This window comes from Arcticibacter sp. (assembly GCF_053551015.1).
The window spans coordinates 50,849-75,398 of record NZ_JBMQOB010000011.1 but is presented as its reverse complement, the minus strand read 5'-3'; the positions used below and the strand labels follow the sequence as shown (position 1 = coordinate 75,398).

The 24,550-nt window shown below is 45.9% G+C and carries 18 protein-coding genes; 9 read left to right on the top strand and 9 right to left on the bottom strand.

The genetic code is table 11. The annotated features are described in order from the left end of the window. The first annotated feature begins 10 nt into the window (after nucleotides 1-10). Nucleotides 11-358: an L-rhamnose mutarotase gene (locus ACO1NU_RS07420; RefSeq protein ID WP_448817842.1), complete on the top strand. Its 348-nt coding sequence runs from the start codon at nucleotides 11-13 to the stop codon at nucleotides 356-358. On the opposite strand, the gene ACO1NU_RS07415 is transcribed toward ACO1NU_RS07420, so the two are convergent. The 3 genes from ACO1NU_RS07415 to sucC all read right to left on the bottom strand — a co-directional run bounded on the left by ACO1NU_RS07415 (nucleotide 338) and on the right by sucC (nucleotide 4,450). Further along, nucleotides 338-2,614: a cation:proton antiporter domain-containing protein gene (locus ACO1NU_RS07415; protein WP_448817841.1), complete on the bottom strand. Its 2,277-nt coding sequence runs from the start codon at nucleotides 2,612-2,614 to the stop codon at nucleotides 338-340. The genes ACO1NU_RS07420 and ACO1NU_RS07415 overlap by 21 nt on opposite strands. Nucleotides 2,615-2,672: 58 nt before the next feature. Next, entirely contained in the window at nucleotides 2,673-3,104 is a 432-nt protein-coding gene (locus ACO1NU_RS07410) for a DUF6157 family protein (protein ID WP_448817840.1), read from the bottom strand. A 146-nt stretch (nucleotides 3,105-3,250) separates the two neighbouring features. Next, complete coding sequence (gene sucC, locus ACO1NU_RS07405; RefSeq protein WP_448817839.1) at nucleotides 3,251-4,450, bottom strand: ADP-forming succinate--CoA ligase subunit beta; 1,200 nt, start codon at nucleotides 4,448-4,450, stop codon at nucleotides 3,251-3,253. A 94-nt stretch (nucleotides 4,451-4,544) separates the two neighbouring features. Between sucC and ACO1NU_RS07400 the strand changes: the two genes are divergently transcribed. From ACO1NU_RS07400 to ACO1NU_RS07385, 4 genes are read left to right on the top strand one after another with little or no spacing between them, the layout of a single operon-like run. Then, nucleotides 4,545-5,201: an ABC transporter ATP-binding protein gene (locus tag ACO1NU_RS07400; RefSeq protein WP_448817838.1), complete on the top strand. Its 657-nt coding sequence runs from the start codon at nucleotides 4,545-4,547 to the stop codon at nucleotides 5,199-5,201. Between the two features lie 3 nt (nucleotides 5,202-5,204). Beyond that, nucleotides 5,205-5,519 (top strand): hypothetical protein, encoded by a 315-nt coding sequence (locus ACO1NU_RS07395; protein WP_448817837.1) that lies wholly within the window; start codon nucleotides 5,205-5,207, stop codon nucleotides 5,517-5,519. Between the two features lie 7 nt (nucleotides 5,520-5,526). Continuing rightward, nucleotides 5,527-6,129 (top strand): HAD family hydrolase, encoded by a 603-nt coding sequence (locus ACO1NU_RS07390; protein ID WP_448817836.1) that lies wholly within the window; start codon nucleotides 5,527-5,529, stop codon nucleotides 6,127-6,129. Between the two features lie 31 nt (nucleotides 6,130-6,160). Continuing rightward, nucleotides 6,161-7,603 carry a S41 family peptidase gene (locus tag ACO1NU_RS07385; protein ID WP_448817835.1) on the top strand — a complete coding sequence of 481 codons (1,443 nt, stop codon included), beginning with the start codon at nucleotides 6,161-6,163 and terminating at the stop codon, nucleotides 7,601-7,603. Here ACO1NU_RS07385 and smc read toward each other — a convergent pair. Next, a complete protein-coding gene (smc, locus tag ACO1NU_RS07380; RefSeq protein ID WP_448817834.1) occupies nucleotides 7,587-11,129 on the bottom strand; it encodes a chromosome segregation protein SMC in 3,543 nt (1,180 codons plus the stop codon). The two genes, ACO1NU_RS07385 and smc, sit on opposite strands and share 17 nt — an antisense overlap. 111 nt (nucleotides 11,130-11,240) lie before the next feature. Between smc and ACO1NU_RS07375 the strand changes: the two genes are divergently transcribed. After that, nucleotides 11,241-11,702, top strand: a complete 462-nt coding sequence (locus tag ACO1NU_RS07375; RefSeq protein ID WP_448817833.1) for a hypothetical protein — start codon at nucleotides 11,241-11,243, stop codon at nucleotides 11,700-11,702. Here the strand turns inward: ACO1NU_RS07375 and ACO1NU_RS07370 are convergent. The 4 genes from ACO1NU_RS07370 to lpdA all read right to left on the bottom strand — a co-directional run bounded on the left by ACO1NU_RS07370 (nucleotide 11,693) and on the right by lpdA (nucleotide 15,955). Beyond that, nucleotides 11,693-12,337, bottom strand: coding sequence for an ATP-binding cassette domain-containing protein (locus ACO1NU_RS07370; RefSeq protein WP_448817832.1), 645 nt, complete (start codon nucleotides 12,335-12,337; stop codon nucleotides 11,693-11,695). The genes ACO1NU_RS07375 and ACO1NU_RS07370 overlap by 10 nt on opposite strands. 311 nt (nucleotides 12,338-12,648) lie before the next feature. Beyond that, entirely contained in the window at nucleotides 12,649-13,509 is an 861-nt protein-coding gene (locus ACO1NU_RS07365; protein ID WP_448817831.1) for a sigma-70 family RNA polymerase sigma factor, read from the bottom strand. Between the two features lie 134 nt (nucleotides 13,510-13,643). Continuing rightward, nucleotides 13,644-14,492 carry an MBL fold metallo-hydrolase gene (locus ACO1NU_RS07360; RefSeq protein WP_448817830.1) on the bottom strand — a complete coding sequence of 283 codons (849 nt, stop codon included), beginning with the start codon at nucleotides 14,490-14,492 and terminating at the stop codon, nucleotides 13,644-13,646. A gap of 74 nt (nucleotides 14,493-14,566) precedes the next feature. Beyond that, nucleotides 14,567-15,955, bottom strand: coding sequence for a dihydrolipoyl dehydrogenase (lpdA, locus tag ACO1NU_RS07355; protein WP_448817829.1), 1,389 nt, complete (start codon nucleotides 15,953-15,955; stop codon nucleotides 14,567-14,569). Nucleotides 15,956-16,280: 325 nt separating this feature from the next. Here lpdA and ACO1NU_RS07350 point away from each other — a divergent pair, with 325 nt between their 5' ends. Both ACO1NU_RS07350 and ACO1NU_RS07345 read left to right on the top strand, forming a co-directional pair. After that, a complete protein-coding gene (locus ACO1NU_RS07350; protein WP_448817828.1) occupies nucleotides 16,281-19,430 on the top strand; it encodes a TonB-dependent receptor in 3,150 nt (1,049 codons plus the stop codon). A gap of 70 nt (nucleotides 19,431-19,500) precedes the next feature. Next, complete coding sequence (locus ACO1NU_RS07345) at nucleotides 19,501-19,911, top strand: hypothetical protein (RefSeq protein ID WP_448817827.1); 411 nt, start codon at nucleotides 19,501-19,503, stop codon at nucleotides 19,909-19,911. On the opposite strand, the gene ACO1NU_RS07340 is transcribed toward ACO1NU_RS07345, so the two are convergent. Continuing rightward, complete coding sequence (locus tag ACO1NU_RS07340; protein ID WP_448817826.1) at nucleotides 19,908-21,026, bottom strand: acyltransferase family protein; 1,119 nt, start codon at nucleotides 21,024-21,026, stop codon at nucleotides 19,908-19,910. The genes ACO1NU_RS07345 and ACO1NU_RS07340 overlap by 4 nt on opposite strands. Nucleotides 21,027-21,461: 435 nt before the next feature. Here ACO1NU_RS07340 and ACO1NU_RS07335 point away from each other — a divergent pair, with 435 nt between their 5' ends. Continuing rightward, entirely contained in the window at nucleotides 21,462-24,548 is a 3,087-nt protein-coding gene (locus tag ACO1NU_RS07335; RefSeq protein ID WP_448817825.1) for a SusC/RagA family TonB-linked outer membrane protein, read from the top strand. Nucleotides 24,549-24,550 lie beyond the last annotated feature (2 nt).

Sequence of the window (24,550 nt, the reverse complement as noted above, 5' to 3'; positions counted from 1 at the left end):
TTGAAATCTGATGCAGAAATATTGTCTTACACTGGATCTTAAAGATGATCCTCAACTTATGGAAGAGTATGTGCGATGGCACCGACAGGTTTGGGACGAGATCAAAGAGAGCATCCGCCAGTCGGGGATCCTCGGTCTTGAGATCTATCGTCTTGGTAACCGTTTATGCATGATCATGGAAACGGATGCATCCTTCAGCTTTGAACGCAAGAACCAGCTGGATGCTGCAAATCCGAAGGTGCAGGAGTGGGAAGATTTGATGTGGAAATACCAAAAGCCTTTGCCGGGAGCGAAGCCTGGCGAGAAATGGATGCTGATGGAGAATATCTTCTCGCTATCAGGGAGTGGTATTCAGTAGTTGGATCTTTTTCTTTTCTCCAACGATCCAGACAATGTCGCCCCATTCAAACACCGTTGTGGAGTTGGGGTTCAACATACGCTGATTATTCCGTTCAATCCCCACAACGAGGCCGTTTGTACGCTCTCTGATTCCGGAGTTGCGGACGGTGAGGCCTTTGAGCTTGTTGTGTTCATCGACAACAATTTTCTGAACGACGATGTTCTCGACTTTATAGTCAACAAATTCTACCTGTTCTTTTGCGTCAAACACAGGTTTGAAGGCTTGCATTTGCTCGTCCGTGGCGATAATACCCACCTGGTCAAACGGCAGTAACTTGTTATGACGGGCGGGCGCGTAGATCAGTCTGTCGCCACGCTTGATATAGGCGATATTGATACCGTAGTTTTCCCGCCACGACAATTCTTCGAGCGTTTTTCCGATGTACTCGGCATGCTGACTGACTTCCAGGTCCACCATATGGGCATCCCAGGGGGAGAGGGAGGTGGTATCGGGATTGAACTCCCTATGAAGGATATTTTCAGATTGTAATTTCAGATCCGCCTGAGCGGTTTCGCGGGCATTCAAATTAGAGAGGAACCTGCCTTCCAATCGTTGGTGGAACTGCTGTATACGCTGGGAGAAGAGGATCAGAATGATCGAAATAACCGGTATAGCTACCATCAGTGCGATGGCCGTGGGAAATAGCTCATTCACCCAGAATCCGATCAGCAGAACGCCAAGGACAATACGCAGGAACTCCAGTACGAGCAGCGGTCCCCGGTTGTACCTTTTGTTCAGCCACAGCTCTTTATACGCCATATTGTGCGGTCTTTTAGCCATCAGTGCCCAGAGGAAAGGCGTTGCGATACCGAATGAAACGACAAGAGCGATGACGCTGCGTGTGATATCGTTGGTGATTGCCTGGTCAAGGAAGGGCAGAAGGATTTTGATAGACAGCAGCATTAGCGCCAGGAGGATGATCCCGTTCGTAAAAGCGATGCTCGAATAAGACTTCAGTACCACTTTCCACTCATTTTCCGCCTGGATGTTCTGGGTGCTGGTGGAGTAAGTGTTGAGGTTCTTAACCCACTTTTCAGGAAGTGTACGCTGAAGGAAATTATAGAACCGCTCCGAATACTTGATCATGTATGGAGTGGTGAAGGTCGTAATGGCTGAAGCTCCTACGGCGACAGGGAACAAGAAGTCACTGATAACGCCTAGCGACAATCCCAGCGTAGCTACGATGAAGGCAAATTCGCCGATCTGCGCCATACTCATCCCCACTTGTACAGACTGCTTCAGAGGCTGTCCCGATAGCAGCGCTCCCAAGGTGGTACTGAACAACTTACCAAACAAGGTAAGCAGCGTAACGCCGATGACGGTCCAGCCATGCTCCATTATGGTGACAGGATCGATCAGCATACCGACAGACACAAAGAATATAGCGCCAAAAAAGTTCTTTATAGGAAGGGTGATATGCTCGACCTTTTCCGCGGATGTGGTTTCGGCAAGGATGGAACCCATGATAAAGGCTCCAAGTTCGGCTGAGAAGCCAACCTGAGTGGCTACAACCACCATCCCGAGACAAAGACCGAGGGACAGGATCAGGAGCGTCTCCTCATCGAGGACGGTCTTGGCTTTTCTTAGGAGGGTTGGAATCAGGAATATTCCTGCAAGGAACCAGAGGATCAGGAAGAAGAGGAGCTTACCCACGGTAAAGAGCATCTCCGTTCCTTCAAACTGTTTGGTTACCGCCACTGTGGATAGTAATACCATCAGGAGGATCACCACAATGTCTTCGACGACAAGTACCCCGAAAACAATACGTGCGTATTGCTTGGTTTTGACACCTAGCTCGTCGAATGCCTTGATAATGATGGTGGTAGAGGAACTGGCGAGCATCCCCCCGAGGAACAGGCTATCCATGGTAGACCAACCCATCCAGTGGCCGGCGAGATATCCTGCGGTCGTGATAAATATAATCTCCACAAAGGCCGTGATCGATGCCGAACCTCCTACACGGACAAGCTTCTTAAAACTGAATTCAAGTCCCAGACTAAAGAGTAGGAAGATTACGCCAATATCGGCAAAGGTTTTTACGTTCTCTGTGTCGGCTACACTCGGGGTAAGCGAGAGGTAGGGGCCGACGAGTAAGCCTGCAATGATATAGCCTAAAACTAAAGGTTGCTTAATGCTTTTGAAAAGTAAGGTCACGAAGGCCGCGACAATCAAAATTAATGCTAAGTCCTCTATTAGTTTCGGTAAGTGTCCCATTCAGTAATTTGTGTGTGAATCGACCTAATTTAATGAAAACGGAGCGTTTTTGAAACTCTCACTGCTTTTTTGATGTTCGCATGGCTTTAACTTTCCTGAGTTCGGGGTCGTTTGCTAATGATTGATAGGGGGTTGTTTCCATTCCGAACAATGCAAATTTTCCATCAGCATTACAGTGAATTCCGAAGCCATAGGTCTTTGTCAGCGGCGAGGCTCTGAGGCATGGCTGCCCTTTGGAGAAAAATTCTTCCCTGCTTTGAGGGTATTCGTCTTCGGTCAGATCATTCTTTCGGGCGTATGCCTGGAAGAGGATATCATCTGAGGTGTATTGGTACGGGTTCCCGGCAATCAATTCATATTGGATCCCGGCGACCGTTTCTTTTCCGCCCTTAGATGGAGGCCTGGTTCCGCTCAGGGCCCTGGTATCTTCGGCGACTTCGATAAAGGTGTTGAAGTAATTGGTGGTATGTAGTTTTTTGATGTCTGACATAGCTACAATATACGTTGATGTGCTTTCATTATCAAATCATAAGGAAATGTGATCTTTGAACCTTCAGAAGTTGATGGAAATACCAGGCATAAAAAAAGGACGGCTCCTTTGGGATACCGTCCTTTCAAATTATAAGGCTTTTAGAATTAAGCTTCTTCAGCCAATACTTTAGTCACCAGTTCAGCAGCTTCCTTCAACAGGATAGCAGAGTAAACTTTAAGACCTGATTCGTCAATTAGCTTTTTCGCTTCTTCAGCATTTGTTCCTTGTAAACGAACGATGATTGGAACGCGGATGTTTCCAAGTTCCTGATATGCGTCGATAACACCCTGAGCTACACGGTCACAGCGAACGATACCACCGAAGATGTTGATCAGGATTGCTTTTACATTCGGATCCTGAAGGATGATGTTGAATGCAGCTTTAACAGTCTGTGCGTTGGCTGTTCCGCCCACGTCAAGGAAGTTAGCCGGCTCACCACCTGCCAATTTGATAATGTCCATAGTAGCCATGGCAAGACCAGCACCGTTAACCATACAGCCAACGTTTCCGTCAAGCTTTACGAAGTTCAGGTTTGATTTGCTTGCTTCCACTTCCATTGGATCTTCTTCGCTTTCGTCGCGCAGATCAGCATAGTCCTTATGACGGAACAGACCGTTATCATCCAGATTAACCTTGGCATCAACCGCCAGGATCTTGTTGTCTGATGTTTTCAGGACAGGGTTGATTTCGAACATGGATGAATCCGTTTCTTCGTATGCCTTGTAAAGAGCAGTAACGAATTTGGTCATCTCTTTCATTGCTGCACCACTTAAACCGAGGTTATATGCAATACGGCTTGCCTGGAACGGGCGAAGACCTAACTGAGGATCAATTTCTTCTTTGAAGATCAGGTGAGGAGTGGTTTCAGCTACGTGCTCGATATCCATTCCACCTTCCGTAGAGTACATGATGATGTTACGACCTTTTGCACGGTCAAGCAACACACTGATGTAGAATTCTTTTGGCTCTGTTTCTCCGGGATAGTAAACATCCTGAGCAACGAGAACCTTATTTACTTTTTTACCTTCAGGACCAGTCTGAGGAGTTACAAGCTGCATACCGATGATCTGCTCTGCTCTTTCTTTAACCTCATCGAGGTTCTTCGCCAGCTTTACACCACCGCCTTTACCACGGCCACCCGCATGAATCTGAGCTTTTACTACCACCCAGTCAGAGTTAAAATCTTCTTTCAGCTTCTTGGCGGCTTCAACAGCCTGCTCGGGAGTATCGGCAACGATGCCTTCCTGCACTCTGACGCCGAAGCTTTTGAGTATTGCTTTGCCTTGATATTCGTGAATATTCATTATTTTGAAGTTTGCGTGGCGTAAAGCTAGTATTTTTTTTCTTTATAGAATACCGAAAGACCCGAACATTCATTCTTTTAAGTAATTTCGTCGGATGCTGCAAGCGACAGGAATTTACAAGAAATATGGCCAGCTGGAGATCCTGAAAGGGGTAGATCTGCATGTTGCCAAGGGAGAGATTGTGACGATACTGGGTGCTTCGGGAGCAGGGAAGAGTACCCTTCTTCATATTGTGGGTACGCTGGATAAATCAGATGCCGGGCAGGTGGTTATTGACGGAATAAACGTCTCCGCATTGTCGACGGCAAAGCTAAGCGCCTTTCGTAATCAGCGCCTGGGCTTCATTTTCCAGTTCCATCATCTGCTGCCTGAATTTACCGCACTCGAGAATGTCTGCATTCCTGCATTTATCGCCAAAAAGGGAAAAAAGGAATCGGAAGTGAGGGCGCTTGAACTGCTGGAGATGTTGGGCCTGGGTTCAAGAGCGAGCCACAAGCCTTCCGAGTTGTCGGGTGGCGAACAGCAGCGGGTGGCGGTAGCGCGCGCGCTGATCAACAATCCTTCGCTGATCCTGGCGGATGAACCTTCGGGAAATCTGGATTCAGAGAATGCACTGAGCCTGCACAGCCTGTTCAAAGATCTTCGCGACCAGTTTCAGCAAACGTTCATTATCGTGACACATAATGAGGAGCTCGGTGAGATGTCAGACCGCAAGGTCTTTATGAAAGATGGACTAATATTAAGTGAGTAGAGATTGAATATTCTGATTACCGGAGCGACAACATCCAAGGCCTATCAGCTCGAACGGTTACTGAACCGTCCTGATGATATAATTCTGGCCGACTCGGCAGAGCTCCCTGCCTTTATGTTAAAAAGTAAGCGTTTTTTGCGGATCCCGGATGAAAATGCTTCCACGTTTGTGCATGAGGTTCTGGCCTTGTGCCTGGATCACGATATCAAAGAGGTGTATCCCCTGAAACCACAGGAAATAGCGGGTTTGGTATCCGCCAGGCAGCTGTTTGAGGAATACGGAATTCGCGTGGTGACACCTGATGACTATTCATTTTAAAAGAGCCATGATTAATTATTCAGACTTCGATCCCGCTAAAAAAGCCTTTGTTTTTGAATTGGACAATGTGCTTTATCCGGAGAAAGATTACCTGCTGCAGGTATATTATCTTTTCGCGAACCTCCTGGAATATATAGAAACCGTGCCTCCTGCTGCTGATCTGACCGCCTTTATGAAGACGGCCTACGAGCACCAGGGGAAAGAGGGGATCTTCGACCGGGCTCAGGAAGTGTTTGGTATCGATGAGAAGTACCGCGAGAATTTCATGCGTCTGCACCGCGAGGCCAAGTTGCCCTTGAAGCTTCTTCTCTATAAGGAGATGCTGGATCTGCTGCAGCAGATAACCGTTGATCGGAAGATGATCTTTCTGGTAACCGGCGGAAACCCTATCCAGCAGCTGAATAAGATCAGGCACATGGAGTGGAACGGTCTGGAGAATTACCTCAAGGTGTTTTTTACCGATGAGCTGGAAGCGAAGCCTGCGCCTGGTGTGCTGCTCAATATTCTGAAAGACTATGAATTAAGTGCAAGTGAAGTCGTGTTCGTTGGGAACGGGGAGGAAGATAAGCTTTTTGCAAAAAATGCAGGTATTGAGTTTGTTGGTGTGTAATATTTGTCTTACTAAGCACAAACCTTTAACCATGATACGAACCGTTCATCCTTATTTGCTGCGTGCTGTTCTGGCGCTGGGCGTCGCCGTACTTTCTTTTGCCGCATGCAAGAAAGACAAGAATGATGGTCCGGGGACCAGTGCAGAGAAAAAGGAGAGGCTCCTGAAAGATTCCGTTTACTTATATACCAAGTTCGTGTATCTGTGGGAGGATGCCTTGCCCAATACGTTCGATACGAGGAGCTATAGCAAGGCAGAGGATGTTCTGGATGCGCTGATGCTATATAAAAAAGATGCGAGCGGCCAGCCTATAGACCGTTACAGCTTTCTGGATCGTACGGGTTCCGTATCGGAGGAGATTCAGGAAGGACTGGCGGACGACTTCGGTTTTGACGTGCGCTATTATGCAGGTGACGATCTGCGGATTAAGCTCGTGCAGCCGGGATCGCCCGCAGGGGAAGCAGGCATTGCAAGAAGCTGGCGGATCCTGAGCATCAACGGGAACTCGAACATCAGCCAGACTGCTCTTGAGAAAGCGAATTTCAAAGTGCTGTTTGATGCGCTGGCAGGAAGTTCCATCACGCTGGGTTTGCAAAAGCCGGATAATTCAACCACTACGGTGACCCTTCAGCGTAAGCAATACACGATTAATCCGGTTCTTTTTTCGAAGGTGTACCCCCTTAGCAATGGGAAGAAAGTGGGTTATTTCGTGTTCAACAGTTTTATTGCTATTACCACGGGCAGCCGGACGCCGACCCAGGCAAAGGCCAGGATAGATGAAGTGGTGAACAGCTTTCAGACCGCAGGAGTAAGCGACGTCATTGTAGACCTCCGGTATAATGGAGGCGGCTCTGTTGGCACTGCCGAATACCTGACTGATTTACTCGCGCCGGCATCTGCCAATGGTAAACTGATGTATTCATACAACATGAATAAGAACCTGGCTGCTGACAAAGACTTTCAGAAAGGGTTTGCACCTGTTTACATCAACAAAAAGGGTTCATTGAACCCGAACAATATTTATTTTATTACCACCCGGGGCACGGCCTCTGCAAGTGAACTGCTGATCAACAATCTCAGGCCCTATGTGCCTGTGCAGCTGATCGGCGAGGCGCGGACGTACGGCAAGCCGGTTGGGTTTTTCGGTATTCCGATCTTTGATACTGAATTGTATGCTGTATCATTCGAGACCCTGAACAGCAGGGGCGAAGGACGCTATTATGCGGGGATAGAAGCGGACCGGACACAACGCGATGATCTGCTGGAGTCATTTGGGTCTGCCGGGGAGGACTGCCTTGCCCAGGCCCTGTATCATGCAGAGACGGGTAGATTCCTTACGCAGCCAGCTGCAACGGTATCATCTGCAGGCAGCGCGACTTCTGCAAGAGCCAGCGTTCTGCTGAACACGGCTCTTGATATGAGGGGCAATAAGGATATGTTTAAATTCCGGGTGCCGATTAAGCGACTTCCCTGAGATCTACAGCAACCACTTTCGATACACCCTGTTCGACCATCGTTACGCCATACACCACATCGGTGCTGGCAATGGTTCTCTTGTTGTGAGATACCACGATGAACTGCGACTCTGCGGAAAACTTGCGGATGATCTTGTTGAACTTGTCGATATTGGTATCATCCAGCGGAGCATCCACCTCATCGAAAATACAGAATGGAGCAGGTTTCAGTAGGTAAAGGGAGAAGAGCAGCGCAGTGGCTGTAAGAGTCTTTTCACCGCCGGAGAGCTGGTTGATCGACAGCGGGCGCTTTCCTTTGGGACGGGCAACGATATCAATGTCGGAATCGAGTGGTGATTGCGGGTTTGATAAAATGAGATCGCAGCTGTCTTCCTCATTGAAAAGAGAGCGGAAGACGCGCACGAAGTTTTCTCTTACCTGGGTGAAAGCATCCATGAACTTGTTGCGGGCAGTATCGTCGATTTCCTTGATAGTGGCCATCAGGGAGGCCTTCGCTTCTGCAAGATCCTGTTTTTCTTTTTGTATGAAAGTGTAGCGTTCGGTCATTTCACGGAAGGCTTCCATCGCCATGGAATTGATGGCTCCGAAGTCGTCCAGCTGCTTTTTGATCTTCAGCGTTTTCTCTCTCAGGCTGTCTTCGGATTCGCCTTGTGGGACTTCTGCGTCGAGCAGATCTTCAATATCTATAGAGAACTCAACAGCCAGCCGCTCTTTGAGGGAAGTCAGGCCCATGCGAAGATCGTTTTTCTTTGCGGAGAGCTCTGAGGCCATGAGTTCAGCATGCTCCTTGTTTTTACGAAGCGTAGCGATGCTGTTTTCTGTTTCGGTGATGAGCGATCTTGAAGTAAAGTAGAGCTTTTCCGATTCGCTCACGCCCTTCTCGAATTCCTCTTTTTGAGCGTACATTTTGGCAAGATCTTCATCCGACAGATCGACGTGCTGGAGCACCTCGTCCATGGCAGCCTTGCACTTGCTTAGCTCCTGACCGTTGGCGGCCATATTATTTTCAAGGGACTCCTGCTGGTTTTCACGGTGCTCGAGATCCTTTTGCAGGCCGGATACCTTATTCTGCTGCTGATGGAAGCGGATATTGTCCTGATTGAAGTCATTCGCCTTTTCATTCACCAGCTCGGTAAGCTCCTGATAGTCCTGTTGCTTTTCCATGAGCTCCATGCCCATTTCATGACGGGTTTCCTTGAGTTTCGCGAGTGCAGGTTCGGCGATCGACAGCTCATCATTGATAGACTGCATCTTCAGCTCGATATCCTGCTTGCGATTCTGGCTGTTCTCAATGAAGCTCAGGTATTGGTCCCTGCGTGTGTGCAGAGTAATCCGCTCGTTGTTCAGCCGGTTAATATCTTGTTCCAGGATCCTGACCTCATTTCGTTTCGAAGAGCCGCGGAGAGTTTCCAGGCGCTGAGTTTCCTTCAGCAAGGTATCTTTCAGTGTCTGGATTTGAGCATCGAGCTCCTGTATGTCTTTGCTGAGCTTATCGAGGTTACGCGCGCGACCAATACGTTTACCGTCGAACAGGCCAACGGAACCTCCTGACATGGTCAGGCGGCTTTTGCTGTATTTTCCTGAGCTGCTCAGGTACACGACGTTCTGGTCGGGCAGGGCTTCGGCCATTTCGGCCTCATCCATGGAGGTGACCAGGTATACATTGCGCAGCAGCTGGTGGCAGAGCCTGTAATATTTCGGATCGGTCTCGATGATGCTGAGAGCCGGGATGACATTATCTGGTACCATGGCCACTTTTCCAGGTTCAGGAAGCGTTTCCAGAGCTTCCAGAATGAAGAAGTTAGCCCTTCCCCGGGAGGCGCTGCTCAGGAGCTGTATGGCGTGTACGGCCTCCGTCTGCGACTCGACCACGTAGTGGTTCATGACCGTTTCAAGGTAATTTTCGATTGCTACGCGGTATTCTTCCTTACAAAAGAGAACATCAGAGAGGAGCGGGGCCTTTTTTGCCCAAGTCGTGTTCTTTTTCAGGAAGCGGATCGACTCCGGAAAGCCTTCAAGGTTGTCTACCAGTGATTTGGTGAGGTTGTATTCGTTACGAAGAGCATCGAGCTTGCGGCTTTCAGATGCCTGCTGTTCACGGCTCTGGTGGATGATGTCTTCAGAGAATCTGATCTGATCGGCCAGGTTCTTTTCGAACTCTTCGAGCTCGGCGAATTCGTTGGTGCGGCTATTCAATTGCTGATCGAGTGCTTCAATCGCGATATTGAACTGGTTCAGCTCCGCCTCCTTGGACTGTGTATCCTCCAGATGGCGCCTGCTTTCTTCATAGAGGGCATCGCGTTGGATTTTCAGGATCGTCAGGTCCTTTTCGGTGGTGTGAACCTGGTTCTGGACCTCATTGTTCTGCTTGGCAAACTGATCAAGCTTCTGCTTGGACGTTTGCTGCTGCAGGCGAAGCTCATCCAGTTCCAGCTTTCTGTTAGAAAGTCCGGATTCAATGGAGCTAAGATTCTCCTGTTCGAGGAGATGTTCTTCGGCCAGGCGCTTCAGTTGATAGCTAACACTATCCAGCTGGTTTTTGTCTTTCAGAATCTCATCGCTGAGACGCTGCTCCTTATCGCGGAGATGACGCAGCTGTTCATTTTTTATTTTCTTTTCATTTTCAAACGTCCGGATTCTGGAGACGAACTCATTGCTTGCCTTCTGCTGCGCAGAAAGGTTTTTCTCACGGGTTAGATTTTCGGTCTTCAACTCGTGAAGGGAGGTTTCCAGGGTGTCCAGCTTTGTTGAGATGCTTGTTTTTTCACCAAGCTGCTGTTCTTCCTGAGAGGCGATCCGGCTCAATGAATCGCGGAATCCCGTGATGTGGAAAGAAGCAAGAGATACACTCAGGTTCTTGTACTGATCCTTTAGCTTGTAATAGCGGTCCGCTTTTTTCGCCTGGTTTTCCAGCGTCTTCATGTTCTTCTCAATTTCGAAGAGCAGATCGTTTACGCGGCTGAGGTCGGCCTCTGTATCACGAAGTTTGTTAAAGGTCTGTTTTTTGCGCAGCTTGTACTTGGAAATGCCGGAAGCTTCTTCAAAGAGGCCCCGCCTGGAACCCTCTTTATTCGCGATGATCTCATCGATCATCCGAAGTTCAATGATCGAGTAGGAGTCAGAGCCAATACCTGTATCAAGAAAGAGGTCGTTGATGTCTTTCAGTCGGCATTGTACGTCGTTCAGACGGTATTCGCTATCGCCATTCCTATATAGTTTCCTGGTGATGGTGACGTGAGCAAACTCCGTAGGTAGGATGTTCCTGGTATTGTCGAACGTCAGCGATACCTCAGCAAGCTGTGAAGGCTTGCGGTTCTTTGTGCCGTTGAAGATGATGTTTTCCATCTTCTCAGAGCGAAGCATCTTCGTGCTTTGCTCACCCAATACCCAGCGGATGGCGTCGACGACGTTGGATTTTCCGCAGCCGTTAGGTCCGGCTATTGCTGTAATTCCTTCGTTGAAATTTATAGTTATCTTATCTCCAAAACTCTTGAAGCCTTTGACTTCCAGCCGTGTTAGTTGCATTGTCCCTTGTGTTTTTCCCTCTTATCGTTCTCTGGAGCGAATTTTCGAGCAGCAAAGTAATGAAATTACTACGAATTATGAGAATCCGTATTTAAGCCTTAACTTTAAAGAATGGGAGAGTACTTACCGTTTTTGTTTGCCATTGCATACGTCGTTTACGGCTTTTATAACAACCTCAAGAAGGCGCAGGAGGAAGCAAAGAAGAGGAATCCGTCTCAGCCCTGGGAGGGGGAGCAGGATCGCGGTAAGCAAAAGCCCCAGCGTTCAGCACCTTCACCGGGCAAACCCGTGGAGACAAAGCCTGTAAAGCCCACCTATACAGCTGCGGAGCCCATTCTGGTCAAGGAAGTTTATGACCCTGCCTACCCTGAACCTAAGTATGAATCCGTTTATCAGCAGCCGGCGTATGCCGAATATGTGAAGCTAAAGACTGCTCCCAAAAAGAAGAGTGCTATCCCGACGAGCGTCAGTATTTCAGACCGGATCAATCATCATGATGAAGAGCCTGCTTATGCATTTGACATCAGGGACGCCGTGGTCAAGAAGGCGATACTAGACCGCCCTCAATACTGAGAAATATACTGGTATAATACCAGATCAGACTCATCGCGGATGTTGTAGACAGCATTGTTATGCATGAGGACAATGCGCCCGCTCACTTCCATAAGCGAGTGGTACATGTGATCTGTAAGAATGATCCCTTTCGTCTTGCCCAATTCACGGATTATATCCTGTAAATTTTCGACCTGATAAGGAGCTATTTCAGAGAAGGGCTCATCGAGCAGGTAGCAGTCTGCAGGTCGCGACAAGATCCAGAGGCATTCGAGAAACCTACGTTCTCCACCCGAAACATCCACAAGGGGAATATCTGATAAAACTCTATACCTGTCTCTGATTCCAGGTGAGATGAAGGCTGGAGAACAAGCGGCGATCACATCTTTGACACGTAGAAAAGGCGGCATGAAGTTGCTTTGGGGGAGATAGGCAACCTTTCCTTCCTGAAAGCACTTGGATACTGCTTTTCCGTCGATAGTGATACGCATGAACTGCGGCTTCAGTGATCCGAAGATGACTTTCATCAGGCTTGTTTTGCCGCTCCCGTTTCTGCCGAGCAATCCCAGCACTTCGCCCCGCTTGCAGGACATGTAGCAGCCTGACAAGATGTTCTTTTTACCAAAAGCTAGGGTTAGGCTATCCAGTTCAAGCATGGAAAAAGAAATTTAATATGCTGGCAATGAATGTGAAAACGAGCAGGTCAGCAAGACAGGAGCGTGTGTAGAGTTTGGTGATGCTGTGGCCGCAGTTTTGAAAATAACACCAGTATCTCTTTGCGCGGGAGATACTGGCGAAATAAAGTATGATATACAATAGTACTTTTACGATGAGTGCAGCAGGAAGAGACCTGGTATACAGGTATCCATATACTCCTGCTATCCAGCCCATAAGGAACCAGGCCAAGTATAACCTGTAGAATTGAAAGTAAATCTCCACAGGTTTAAATTAGTAAATATCCCGGAAATTAACCGAGGTATGATTTAAGAATTTTGCTTCTGGAAGTATGTCTTAATCGCTGTAATGCTTTGTCTTTAATCTGACGTACGCGTTCACGTGTCAGGTTGAATTGCTCTCCGATTTCCTCTAGCGACAATGGCTGATTGTTGGTAATTCCGAAGAATAATGAAACGATCTCTCTTTCCCTGTCTGTGAGTGTCAGGAGCGATCTTTTAATCTCTTCGGCAAGCGATTCATTGATCAGGATGCTGTCGGTATTTGGATCTGAATTCTCGAGTACGTCAAGCAGGGTGTTTTCTTCCCCCTGAACAAAAGGAGCATCCATGGAAACGTGGCGCCCTGAATTACTCAGGGTGTCGGATATCTTGTCAACGGTTGTTTCAAGCGTATCTGCCAGTTCTTCGGGAGACGGTTCTCTTTCGTACTCCTGCTCAAGTTTGGAAAAGGCCTTGCTGATCTTGCTTAAAGAGCCAACCTGATTAAGCGGAAGTCTGACAATGCGAGATTGTTCAGCAATGGCTTGCAATATGGACTGACGGATCCACCATACGGCATAGGAAATAAATTTAAAGCCCTTGGTTTCGTCAAATCGTTTTGCTGCCTTGATAAGACCGAGATTGCCCTCATTAATCAGGTCTCCCAGAGTTAATCCCTGGTTCTGATATTGCTTGGCTACAGATACCACGAAGCGTAAATTAGTTTTGGTCAGCCGTTCGAGAGCGGCTCTGTCACCTTCGCGGATTTTTTGAGCAAGAATAACTTCCTCCTCTGCAGTAATAAGATCTACTTTGCCAATCTCGTGGAGGTATTTGTCGAGTGACTGTGACTCCCTGTTGGTTATGGACTGAGAAATTTTAAGTTGCCTCATTTATAGTACGCTACCCCTTTCTGATCGTTAATTCCAATTAGTGCAATAACAACATTAAGTATAAAAAAGTTGTTAAAGATTCTTAATTAAATTATTATTTCAAAATCAAATAACAACATATTAAGACACGATAATCACCCGGGAATTTCGGTGAGTGGGAAGGTTCTGTCCACCCGTATGCCTTTGTCTGTCATTCTCAATGTACAGCACTCTATATCGGGATCGTGCCCGAAAAAGAGAATGTATTCATTTTCAAGAGCTTCAATAAGAAAGGCTGCTTTTTCCTGCATCGTCTTCAGTGGGCTGACGTCGTATGAAGGGACGTATGCTACAGGAATGTGAGCAGTTGTAGGAAAAAGATCTGCAACGAATGCTATTGTCCGGTTTTTGTACCTGACAAAGGGCATCATCATGGATTCGGTGTGGCCGGAGCTTAAGCGGGTGCTCAATTCTTGAGGAAATTGGCTGCGATCATCAGGATCGAGGAAATGGAGGACATTCTGTTCCATCAAAGGGAGTAGGTTTTCTTTGAGGAAAGATGATTTTTCACGGGGATTTGGATCTAGTGCCCATTCCCAATGATCCCGATGCGTCCAGTACCGCGCGTTCGGGAAGGCTGGGACCAGCGCACCGTTGACCCGGCTTACAGCACCACCTGCATGGTCAAGATGGAGATGGGTGAGGTATACATCGGTCACGTCGGCGCGGGAGAAGCCATGAGCAGCCAGCGATTTATCTGTTGAATCGTCACCATGAAGATAATAGTGCGCCAGAAATTTGTCATCCTGCTTGTTCCCAATACCGGTATCTACCAGGATCAGCCGCTCATTGCTCTCTATAAGAAGCGACCGCATGGCTAAGCGGACGAGGTTATTATCGTCGGCAGCAGTAGTTTTGCTCCAAAGTGTTTTGGGAACAACACCAAACATGGCACCTCCGTCGAGCTTGAAATATCCGTTTGCTATTGAATACAGTTTAGTCATGGTTTTCAGAAAATAAAGATAAAAAAAAAGACCTGCTATTCAGCAGGTCTTCAATATGTCAATGGAACGAATGATTACAAGTGGATCACTTCGCCGTAAGCATCGGCAGCCGCTTCCATGATTGCCTCACTCATGGTAGGGTGAGGGTGAACAGTTTTCACGATGTCCATACCAGTGGTTTCCAGTTTACGCGCAACCACCACTTCAGCGATCATTTCAGTTACGTTGGCACCGATCAGGTGAGCGCCCAGGAATTCTCCGTATTTCGCGTCGAAGATCACTTTCACGAAACCATCTTTGTTTCCACCAGCGCTTGCTTTGCCGGAAGCAGAGAATGGGAATTTACCTACTTTGATTTCGTATCCAGCCTCTTTAGCCGCTTTCTCGGTATAGCCGACAGAAGCAACTTCAGGAGAGCAGTATGTACATCCTGGGATGTTATTGTAATCAAGAGGTTCAGGATGGTGTCCTGCGATCTTTTCTACGCAGATGATACCTTCAGCAGACGCTACGTGAGCCAATGCCTGACCTTTAACGATGTCGCCGATGGCATAAACACCTTCCACGTTCGTTTTGTAGAAGTCGTCAACTAACACGCGACCTTTATCTGTTTTTACCCCAGTCTCTTCAAGACCGATATTTTCGATGTTCGGAGTGATACCTACAGCAGAAAGCACGATATCAGCTTCGAGGGTTTCTGTGCCTTTAGCCGTTTTAACCTGTGCTTTACAGCCTGCACCTGAAGTGTCAACCGATTCAACGTTTGCACTGGTCAGGATATTGATACCTGCTTTTTTCAGGCTGCGCTCCAGTTGTTTTGATATTTCTTCATCTTCAACAGGGACGATTCTGTCCATGAACTCAACAACGGTCACTTTGGTGCCCATTGCATTGTAGAAATAAGCAAACTCGATACCGATTGCTCCGGAGCCTACAACGATAATGCTTTTCGGTTGCTCAGGAAGGTTCATAGCCTGGCGATATCCGATGATCTTCTTTCCGTCCTGTTTCAGGTTAGGAAGTTCACGTGAACGAGCTCCCGTTGCCAGGATAGTGTGTTTAGCAGTATATTCTTTTGCTGAACCGTCAGCAGCTTTAACTTCCACTTTGCCGCCTTTTTTGATTTTAGCGGTTCCCATGATCACATCGATCTTGTTTTTCTTCATCAGGAACTGGATGCCTTTGCTCATGCCGTCGGCAACGCCTCTGCTGCGTTTAACTACAGCACCGAAATCGGCTTCGCCACCCTGAACCTTGATTCCGTAATCTGAAGCGTGATTAATGTATTCGAATACCTGCGCACTTTTCAGAAGGGCCTTTGTTGGAATACATCCCCAGTTAAGGCATATACCGCCTAAAGATTCGCGCTCAATAATGGCTGTTTTAAGCCCAAGTTGTGAAGCTCGAATTGCAGCAACATAACCGCCGGGTCCGCTTCCGATAACTATCAAGTCGTAATTCATGAATTCTATTTTAAAAAATGTAAACGGCCAAATCTACAAATTGTATGTGGTTTTTAGAAACGAATAAAAAAGCGGTTTTAAACATATTATAACAAGGTTTTAAAGTCGTTTTTTTGAAAATGCGTTATGGTGGGAAATTTTGTCATAAAGGCAGGTGTATTGAAAAATTTTGTAGTAAAAAATGATTTTGCTAAAAAGATCTCAATAAAGCGTTTAAAATAATGACATTCTTAACATTAAATTCATATACAAAGCGCTGAAAATCCCAAAATCGTAGTTATCTTTGCGGCGATAATTCACAGAATTAAGTCATTAATTAAAATTTATGAAGAAGTTTTTACTTTTTACACTTGTTGCACTGCTTGGATTCGCCTCGGTAAGGGCCCAGGTAACGACAAGTAGTTTAACGGGAACCGTAAGAGATGCAAAGGGAGAGCCTCTTATTGGTGCAACTGTTAAAGCGATTCACACTCCGACCGGTACGGTGTATGGTGCATCTACCAACACAGAAGGGCGCGTGAATATGGGAAACATGCGTGTAGGCGGCCCTTACACCATTGCTGTTTCTTACATCGGATTCGATTCTGAGAAGATTCAAAATGTGTACCTGAAGCTTGGAGAACCTTATGTACTTCATTCTATTTTAGGTACAACTGGACGTGAGCTTCAGGAAGTAGTAGTGACTGGATCTCAGGATCAGATATTAAATAGCAGAAGAACAGGTGCTGCTACCAATATCAGCAAGAAGCAACTTGAAACACTACCAACTGTAAACAGAAGCCTTCAGGATTTTACCCGAATGACTCCTCAGATGACTTCATCAAATTCATTCTCAGGTACAAGCGGAAAGTACAACAATATTACCATTGATGGTGCTGTGAACAACGACGTTTTCGGACTTTCATCAGCTGGTAGCGGTCCGGGAAGTGGTGCAGGTACACAGCCAATATCACTGGATGCTATTCAGGAGGTGCAGGTTGTTCTTGCTCCTTATGACATTACCTATGGTAACTTTACTGGAGGTGGTATCAACGCAATTACCCGTTCAGGTACAAACGAATTCCAGGGATCGGCATATACCTTTTTGAAGAGCCAGGATTTCGTAGGAAAGAATGTACTTACAGATGAGAAGTATCCTTCTTTCTCTGACAATCAATATGGACTTCGTCTGGGTGGACCGCTGATTAAAGACAAATTGTTCTTTTTCGTAAATGGCGAGCTTGGCAGAAGAAGTGCTCCTTTAGCAAATAATGCCGGTGAAAATGGCTCAGCGATCTCTGTTGCAACAGCAAAGCAGATCAGAGATTTTACACTGGAGAAATATGGATATGACGTAGGTTCTTACGATGCTTTGGATCTTAAGAGAAATAACGACAAGGTTTTTGCGCGTATCGACTGGAATATTAACAATAAGCACCAGTTGATGCTTCGCCATAACTACATCAGTGCTTTTGATGATAATCTAAGTAGAAGCGGAACTATTTTCAATTTCGGAAATACGGCCTATCAGTTCACTAACAAACAAAATATTACTGTAGCGGAGTTAAGAAGTAACTTCTCATCTCAATTCTCGAACAACTTGATTCTTGGATATTCCAGAATCCGGGACAAAAGAGAGCCAGGGGATTTGTTTCCTTTCGTTCAGATTAACAATATTGAAGGGGTTTCTTCAAACAGAGTTAACTTAGGAACAGAGAGAAGTTCATATGCAAACCAGTTGGATCAGGATATATTTGAAATAACAAACAACTTCAAGTATAATACAGGTAAGCATACCTTTACTTTTGGTACACATAATGAATTCTTCAAGTTTAGAAACTTGTATATCAATAATTTCAACGGTTATTGGGAATTCGATAATCTAGCGACATATCTTGCCGGTACCCCTAAGCGTCTACAGGCAACATACTCTAATGTTGATGGTGTGCAATTTCCTGCATCAAAATTCAATGCAGCTCAATACTCAGTTTACGCACAAGACGAATTTGAAGCTTTCGAAGGTTTTAGATTAACAGCAGGTGTACGACTTGATATCCCCGTATTGAACGATAAGCCAGCAGCTAATGCGCAGATTGCAAAAACTTTCGCAGATCAGGGTTATAGAACAGATAAGGCACTCGGCGCTCAGTTCTTATGGGCACCGCGGGTTGGATTCAACTACGATGTGCTTGGAGATCGTTCTATTCAACTCCGCGGGGGTGTAGGTGTTTTTACAGGACGAGCTCCTTTTGTTTGGATGTCTAATGCATATGGAAACGATGGTGTGATGTTAGGTACAGTAGACGTCGCAACATCAACCAGGGCTCCGATAACCACTGCTCCTCCATTCTCAACAGATATAAACAATTACCGCAATTTAGGTCCCGCAGGAGGAACTGCTGAGGTGAATTTAATTGCCGATGATTTCAAGTTGCCGCAGTTGTTAAGATACAACCTTGCTGGTGATTTTAAGCTGCCTTTTGGAGTGGTTGGAACATTAGAAGGGATCTTTTCGAAAACCCTCAATAATATTGTGTACAGGGATGTAAATATGAAGCCATCTGTCGGAACCATAAACGGAGGTCTTTCTAACAACCAGGATAACCGACCTGTTTATACAAACGCAAATGCTTCTGGCAAGATTGATCCTAAATTCACCAACGTGCTCCTGATTGATAACACGAGCCGTGGATATACTTACTCTGTTACTGCACAATTGCAAAAGAACTTTAATTTTGGTTTGAACGCGATGGTTGCATATACGAACGGAAAGTCTAAAGGTATAAACGATGGAACAAGCAGCACGGCTAAATCAAACTGGCAGTTTATGCAAATTGTGAATGATCCTAACAGTCCAGATCTGGCTTATACGCAATTCGATATTCGTCACCGTGTAGTTGGAAGTTTATCTTATGCATTCCAGTATGGTGCTAAGAATGAGTATGCAACGGGTATTAGCTTGTTCTACTCAGGTCGCTCAGGACTTCCATACTCTATCGTTTATAATGGAGACTTGAACGGAGATGGAGGAAATGGTAACGACTTAATTTTTGTTCCGGCTTCAATTGATCAAATCAAGTTAGCTCCGATCACAGGTAACAACCCATTAACTGTGGCTCAGCAGTGGGAGAATCTTGATGCATTCATTTCGAATAACGATTATCTAAGAAAGAATAGAGGGAAGTATACTGCCAGAAATGGTGCGAGAATGCCTTGGGAACATCAGTTCGATCTTAGAGTTTATCAGGATCTGGGAACTGTCATCGCTGGTAAGAAGCATGCTCTTCAGATCACCTTCGATGTGTTCAATGTGGGTAATCTGATCAATAAGGATTGGGGTCGCGCATATACAGTAGCTAACCAGTCATTGACACTGATTTCGTACAACAGTTCAGCATCTAACTTTACATTCAACAGGTCAAACCCTGATGGATATGATGTTCTTGATTTTGCCTCAAGATGGCAGGGGCAGCTGGGTCTAAGATATAGTTTCTAAACTCAGTTCTTACAAATTTAAAGCCGCTCGTAGCAACACGGGCGGCTTTGTTGTTTTAGAGTCAAAACAAATGCTTAAAGAGTTGTGTATTGACTACATGTCTCTTTCAACTCAAATAGCCTGGCTGTTTATTCTGGCCATCCCTATCGCCTGTGTGGCATGGACTGTTACGCACGAGGAGGTTTTCAGAGAGCCTCGCGAATATTGTGTACGTTGTAGTCAGTATGGGAAGACCTTATTCAAAAGAAAGTTTTTTTATTTGTTCACCTGCGAGTACTGCTTCAGTCATTATATCACGGTAATATTTTTGATTTTGACTGATTTCAGGCTGCTGGTGGATGACTGGAGAGGCTATATCATCGCAGGTTTTGCCTTGGTATGGGTGGCGAACCAATACATGAGTTTGTATGGGTACCTGAGGATTGATTTGAAAAAAGAAAAGCTCCTCACAAAGAAGGAGGAGCAGGAGTTGAATAGTTAAACCTTAATGATCAGGTTCTTCTTATACATCGGCCAAAGGAGCAGAAGGAAGAACAGTACGAATGCCAGTGCCCAGGCCAGTGAGGCTATGTCGGACGGAAGCCATGAGGTGAAGAACGTATCGTATAGCCAGGTTCTGGAGCTTACCTCTTCGCCGTTCGCGTTTACTTTGATCATGCCCATTACTTTAGAGATGATCGCTGAGAGAAAGAAAACGGTAATGGCATTTACCCCGTAGGCGACAAAGATCCTGCACCAGCGGTTGTGGCCTTGTACATCAATTATCCAATAGAATAGCGCCAGCATCATAGACGCGAGTCCACCGCAATAGAGCACGTAAGAGCTGGTCCACAACGATTTGTTAATTGGAAAAAATAATCCCCAGAACATGCCCAATATCCAGGCTATGATACCGAAGCTGAAGAGCCAGGTGGTTTTCTCTGCGGCTGGCTTTTCTTTGCCTTTGAGTATGCTGCCTATCAGCATACCGAAAAGGCCGGTAGCTACAGCGGGAAGCGTGCTTAGAACGCCTTCAGGATCCCAGGTTTTTGCAGATTTCCACGTATGATTTTCGGTTAAGACCAGCCGGTCTACCCAGGCAGCCAGATTTGTTTCTTTTTCGAGGTTCGGCGCTCCAAAACCGGGTACAGGTACTAATGTCATCAATATCCAGTACAGGATAAGAATACCGGTCATGCATATAAACTGTGTTCTAGGGGTAGTTTTGATGAAGATGGCTGCGCAAATGAAGTAAACAATGCCTATACGCTGCAGCACTCCCATAATTCTGACCGTTTCAAAGTTGAATTTGGGAAAGAGGGCGAGAAACAGGCCGAGACCGAAGAGTATGGCTCCTCTTTTAGCGGCTTTGATGAGGAGTTGATTATGGTTGCTGATGTCGATTTTCTTTGTTTCTAAAGCGTAAACGATGGCTACGCCTACAATAAAGAGGAAGAAAGGGAAGACAAGGTCAGTAGGTGTGCATCCGTGCCATTCCGCGTGCTTTAGCGGTGGATAGATCCTAGCCCAGCTTCCCGGATTGTTGACGAGGATCATGGCGGCTACCGTTAGTCCCCGGAAGGCGTCGAGTGAGAGAAGTCTTTTCGAAGGAGTCATTGTGTTTGGTAAAAGGGTTTATGTAAATATATGCGTTATGCTGCGTTTTGTGAGAAATCGTGCGCATTTATTTGCATTTGCGCCTGACGAAGCTTATCTTCATTGTAGTAACCAGTTATCAACATTGTCTCAGGTGTATTGTCGACCGTCAAGTCGCGGGCCTTTAGTATTTATCTCATTTTTTGTTATTTCGGGTTATTGTTTCTTGTTTTCAGTCCTGCAAATATGCTCTAGAAACGTTGGAAGAGAAATTTGGATGCGTTTTTATGCATTTTTTTGAGTAAATTTTATGCTTTTCTGTATTTTTTGAATGATTTATTAATAGATTAGGTATTAATTTGAATAATTGATCCTCTTTTAAAGGATTTTTGGTTAAGGTATTGGATCTAGGTGAGGCGAGTGCATGCATATGGTTGAATCATAAATAAAATCAAAATGAAGAGAACATTACTTTCGTTTTTAATGTGCTTTATGTGGGTGTCAGCCCAGATTATGGCACAGGAAAGGACAGTGTCTGGAATCGTCAGGCAAGTCGGGGACAACACACCTTTGGTAGGGGTTTCCGTCAGTATCAAGGGTACCAACAAAGGCACACAAACAGGCGTCGATGGCAAGTTCAGCATTTCTGCAGCTCCGACTGACCGCCTCCGCTTCGTTTACATTGGTTATAACGAGAAAGAAGTCCTGGTGGGACCTTCTCAGAATCTTACTGTTATGCTGAGTGAAAGTGCTGAAGCTCTTGGTGAAGTGATTGTTACCGCAATGGGAATCAAGAGGGACAAGGCAGCCCTGGGCTTTTCGGCCCAGGAAATCGGCTCAGAGGAGCTCCTCAAGAATAAGGATCCCAATATCATCAATTCACTGAACGGAAAGATCGCAGGTGTGAACATTACTAACTCGGGCGGAGCTCCCGGAGCTTCTGCATCTATTGTGATCCGCGGCGGAACGTCCTTAGAACGTGATAATCAGCCTTTGTTTGTTATCGATGGAATGCCTATGGACAACTCAACCGGGCAAGGCGACAATAGTGCATTTGACGGATCGGTTAATATGTCCACGACCAATAGTAATCGTGCGATGGATATCAATCCTGAAGATATTGAATCAATGTCTGTATTAAAAGGTCCTGCTGCTGCTGCACTATATGGTTTACGCGCTGCTGCCGGAGCTATTATTATTACCACAAAAAAGGGCCAGGAAGGAACAACTTCTTTGTCGCTCACCTCACGTTTTGTTACAAACTGGGTGAATAAACTGCCGGAGCAACAGAGTACATTCAAGCAGGGGTCGAGCTATAATGGTACTTTCACGAATCAAACGTCAAGATCATGGGGACCCGCTTTTGCACCTGGTGAGAGAATCTATGATAATATGACAGATTTCTTCCAAACAGCTTATGCGTATGATAACAGCTTCAATTTATCGGGCGGGTCTAAAGCTGGGAATTTCTATTTATCAGCGTCTAACCTGGACCAGTCGGGAGTTGTGCCCACAACTGACTTTAAAAGAAGTACAGTACGTTTCAACGCCGAGCAGAAAAAAGGAGCCTTTACATTTGGTGTAAATGCTTCATATTCAAAGAGTGAAACTCAAAAGACCTTAACAGGGAGTGGATTATGGGGTTCAGGGGGGTCAGGTTATATGGAAAGTATTATTGCCTGGCCGAGGAATGATGATATGTCAGTATGGTTGAATGCTGATGGAACAAAAAGACGTTTGTTGCCTGAGTTACCCTTAGATGAGGACAGCGACAATCCCTATTGGTTGATTAACAAGAATCCTCAGAAGGATCAGACAGACCGTCTGATTGGAACTGTATATACCAATGTCAAGGTTGCAGATTGGTTAGACGTTAACTATCGTCTGGGAATCGACAGTTACAATACAGATTTCAGAAGCTTGACGGCACCTGGGTCCAGTGTTAAAATAGCCTGGCAAAAGGGTATGTTATCAGAAACAACGAGAGATTACAATTATTTGAACTCCAATCTGATGCTGAATTTCCATAAAACTTTTAAACAGGATTGGGATCTCAATTTCGTGTTGGGTACGACAGCTGAGGATACCCATCTGAAGTCGAATTCAGCACGTGCAGAAAACTTCGTTATTCCAGATTTTATCAGTCTTAACAATGCTGCAAATGAAAACCGCTATTTTGCACAGGGTAATAATAAGAAGAGACTCTTAGGTGTGTATGGTGATTTTCGCCTGGCTTATAAAAGCTTGTTGTACCTTAGTGTTACAGGACGTAATGACTGGTCTTCAACTCTTCCTCCTGAGAATCAGTCGTTCTTCTACCCATCCTTCAGCGGTAGCTTTGTATTCACTGAGCTCATGCCGAAAAGCGATATTCTATCCTTCGGGAAGCTTCGCGCCTCCTATGCTCAGGTGGGAAAAGATGCTCCGGCATATCAGACTAATACTTATCTGTTCGGACCTGAGCTAACCATTGGCGGCGGTTTCCGGAACTCATGGACTCGTGGTAATAATCTACTCAAACCCGAAACAACAACATCGAAAGAGTTTGGTACTGACCTCCGGTTTTTGCAGGGGCGAATAGCGCTTGATGCGACATACTACATCAATAACAGTAAGGATCAGATTCTTCAGCCTCGGGTAAGTAATGCAACGGGGTATATCCTTAGTTATGTCAATGTCGGGGAGATCGAAAATAAGGGCTTTGAGCTTTCTTTAACCGGAAGTCCGATCAAGAGGAAAGATTTCCGCTGGGATGCCACGCTGAACTTTTCACACAATAAAGGCGTTGTGAAAGAACTTCCAGGCGCACTACCCATTTTGTATGTAACCGACGTTCAGGTTGGTAACGCAAAGGCCGCCTCCTTTGACGACGGCAACTTCATGGGGCTAAGTGGTACGCTATGGCAGAAAGATAAAGATGGCAACTTACTTCTTAACTGGGCCACCGGCTATCCGCTGACTGATGCCAATGCAACGAAACCGGTAGGGAACCGTGAGCCAAATTTTATCGGCGGTTTAAATAATAACTTCAGCTATAAGAGCTGGAATCTATCTTTTCTCTTTGACTTTAGAAGAGGCGGCGATATCTATAATGGTACAGAATATCTGTTAACAGCTTATGGTCTTAGCAAAAACACAGAAAATAGAGGTAATACGGTCTCATTCTCGGGTATGTCTCTAAATCCCGCAAGCGGTGCTTATGAAGCGGTTACCCGGGAAGTAAAGGCAGATGAAAAATACTACCGGGATATTTATTTGAACAATGCGTCATTTTTCATTGAAAAGGTGAACTGGTTAAGACTGCGCTCTCTATCCCTCGCTTACTCTCTTCCATCGGAAACCTTGAACAGGGTGAAGTTTTTAAAGGGTGCGACAATCACTGCGACCGGCACCAATCTGTTGTTGTTTACCAACTACTCGGGTATGGATCCTGAAACAAGTGCTGCGGGAGCAGGTGTAATCGGCTCAGGTTCTGTAGGTATTGATTATGCGGGTGTGCCTGCCACAGCGTCTTTCGGAATAGGTTTAAATCTCAAGTTTTAAAA

What these genes read in the sequence shown, in the direction of transcription:
- ACO1NU_RS07345 (WP_448817827.1), top strand. Translation starts at nt 19,501, where the DNA reads ATGCTTAAAGAGTTGTGTATTGACTACATGTCTCTTTCAACTCAAATA.
- ACO1NU_RS07360 (WP_448817830.1), bottom strand. Translation starts at nt 14,492, where the DNA reads ATGACTAAACTGTATTCAATAGCAAACGGATATTTCAAGCTCGACGGA.
- ACO1NU_RS07340 (WP_448817826.1), bottom strand. Translation starts at nt 21,026, where the DNA reads ATGACTCCTTCGAAAAGACTTCTCTCACTCGACGCCTTCCGGGGACTA.
- ACO1NU_RS07385 (WP_448817835.1), top strand. Translation starts at nt 6,161, where the DNA reads ATGATACGAACCGTTCATCCTTATTTGCTGCGTGCTGTTCTGGCGCTG.
- ACO1NU_RS07400 (WP_448817838.1), top strand. Translation starts at nt 4,545, where the DNA reads ATGCTGCAAGCGACAGGAATTTACAAGAAATATGGCCAGCTGGAGATC.
- sucC (WP_448817839.1), bottom strand. Translation starts at nt 4,450, where the DNA reads ATGAATATTCACGAATATCAAGGCAAAGCAATACTCAAAAGCTTCGGC.
- ACO1NU_RS07335 (WP_448817825.1), top strand. Translation starts at nt 21,462, where the DNA reads ATGAAGAGAACATTACTTTCGTTTTTAATGTGCTTTATGTGGGTGTCA.
- ACO1NU_RS07390 (WP_448817836.1), top strand. Translation starts at nt 5,527, where the DNA reads ATGATTAATTATTCAGACTTCGATCCCGCTAAAAAAGCCTTTGTTTTT.
- ACO1NU_RS07375 (WP_448817833.1), top strand. Translation starts at nt 11,241, where the DNA reads ATGGGAGAGTACTTACCGTTTTTGTTTGCCATTGCATACGTCGTTTAC.
- ACO1NU_RS07415 (WP_448817841.1), bottom strand. Translation starts at nt 2,614, where the DNA reads ATGGGACACTTACCGAAACTAATAGAGGACTTAGCATTAATTTTGATT.
- smc (WP_448817834.1), bottom strand. Translation starts at nt 11,129, where the DNA reads ATGCAACTAACACGGCTGGAAGTCAAAGGCTTCAAGAGTTTTGGAGAT.
- ACO1NU_RS07365 (WP_448817831.1), bottom strand. Translation starts at nt 13,509, where the DNA reads ATGAGGCAACTTAAAATTTCTCAGTCCATAACCAACAGGGAGTCACAG.
- ACO1NU_RS07420 (WP_448817842.1), top strand. Translation starts at nt 11, where the DNA reads ATGCAGAAATATTGTCTTACACTGGATCTTAAAGATGATCCTCAACTT.
- ACO1NU_RS07370 (WP_448817832.1), bottom strand. Translation starts at nt 12,337, where the DNA reads ATGCTTGAACTGGATAGCCTAACCCTAGCTTTTGGTAAAAAGAACATC.
- ACO1NU_RS07350 (WP_448817828.1), top strand. Translation starts at nt 16,281, where the DNA reads ATGAAGAAGTTTTTACTTTTTACACTTGTTGCACTGCTTGGATTCGCC.
- lpdA (WP_448817829.1), bottom strand. Translation starts at nt 15,955, where the DNA reads ATGAATTACGACTTGATAGTTATCGGAAGCGGACCCGGCGGTTATGTT.
- ACO1NU_RS07410 (WP_448817840.1), bottom strand. Translation starts at nt 3,104, where the DNA reads ATGTCAGACATCAAAAAACTACATACCACCAATTACTTCAACACCTTT.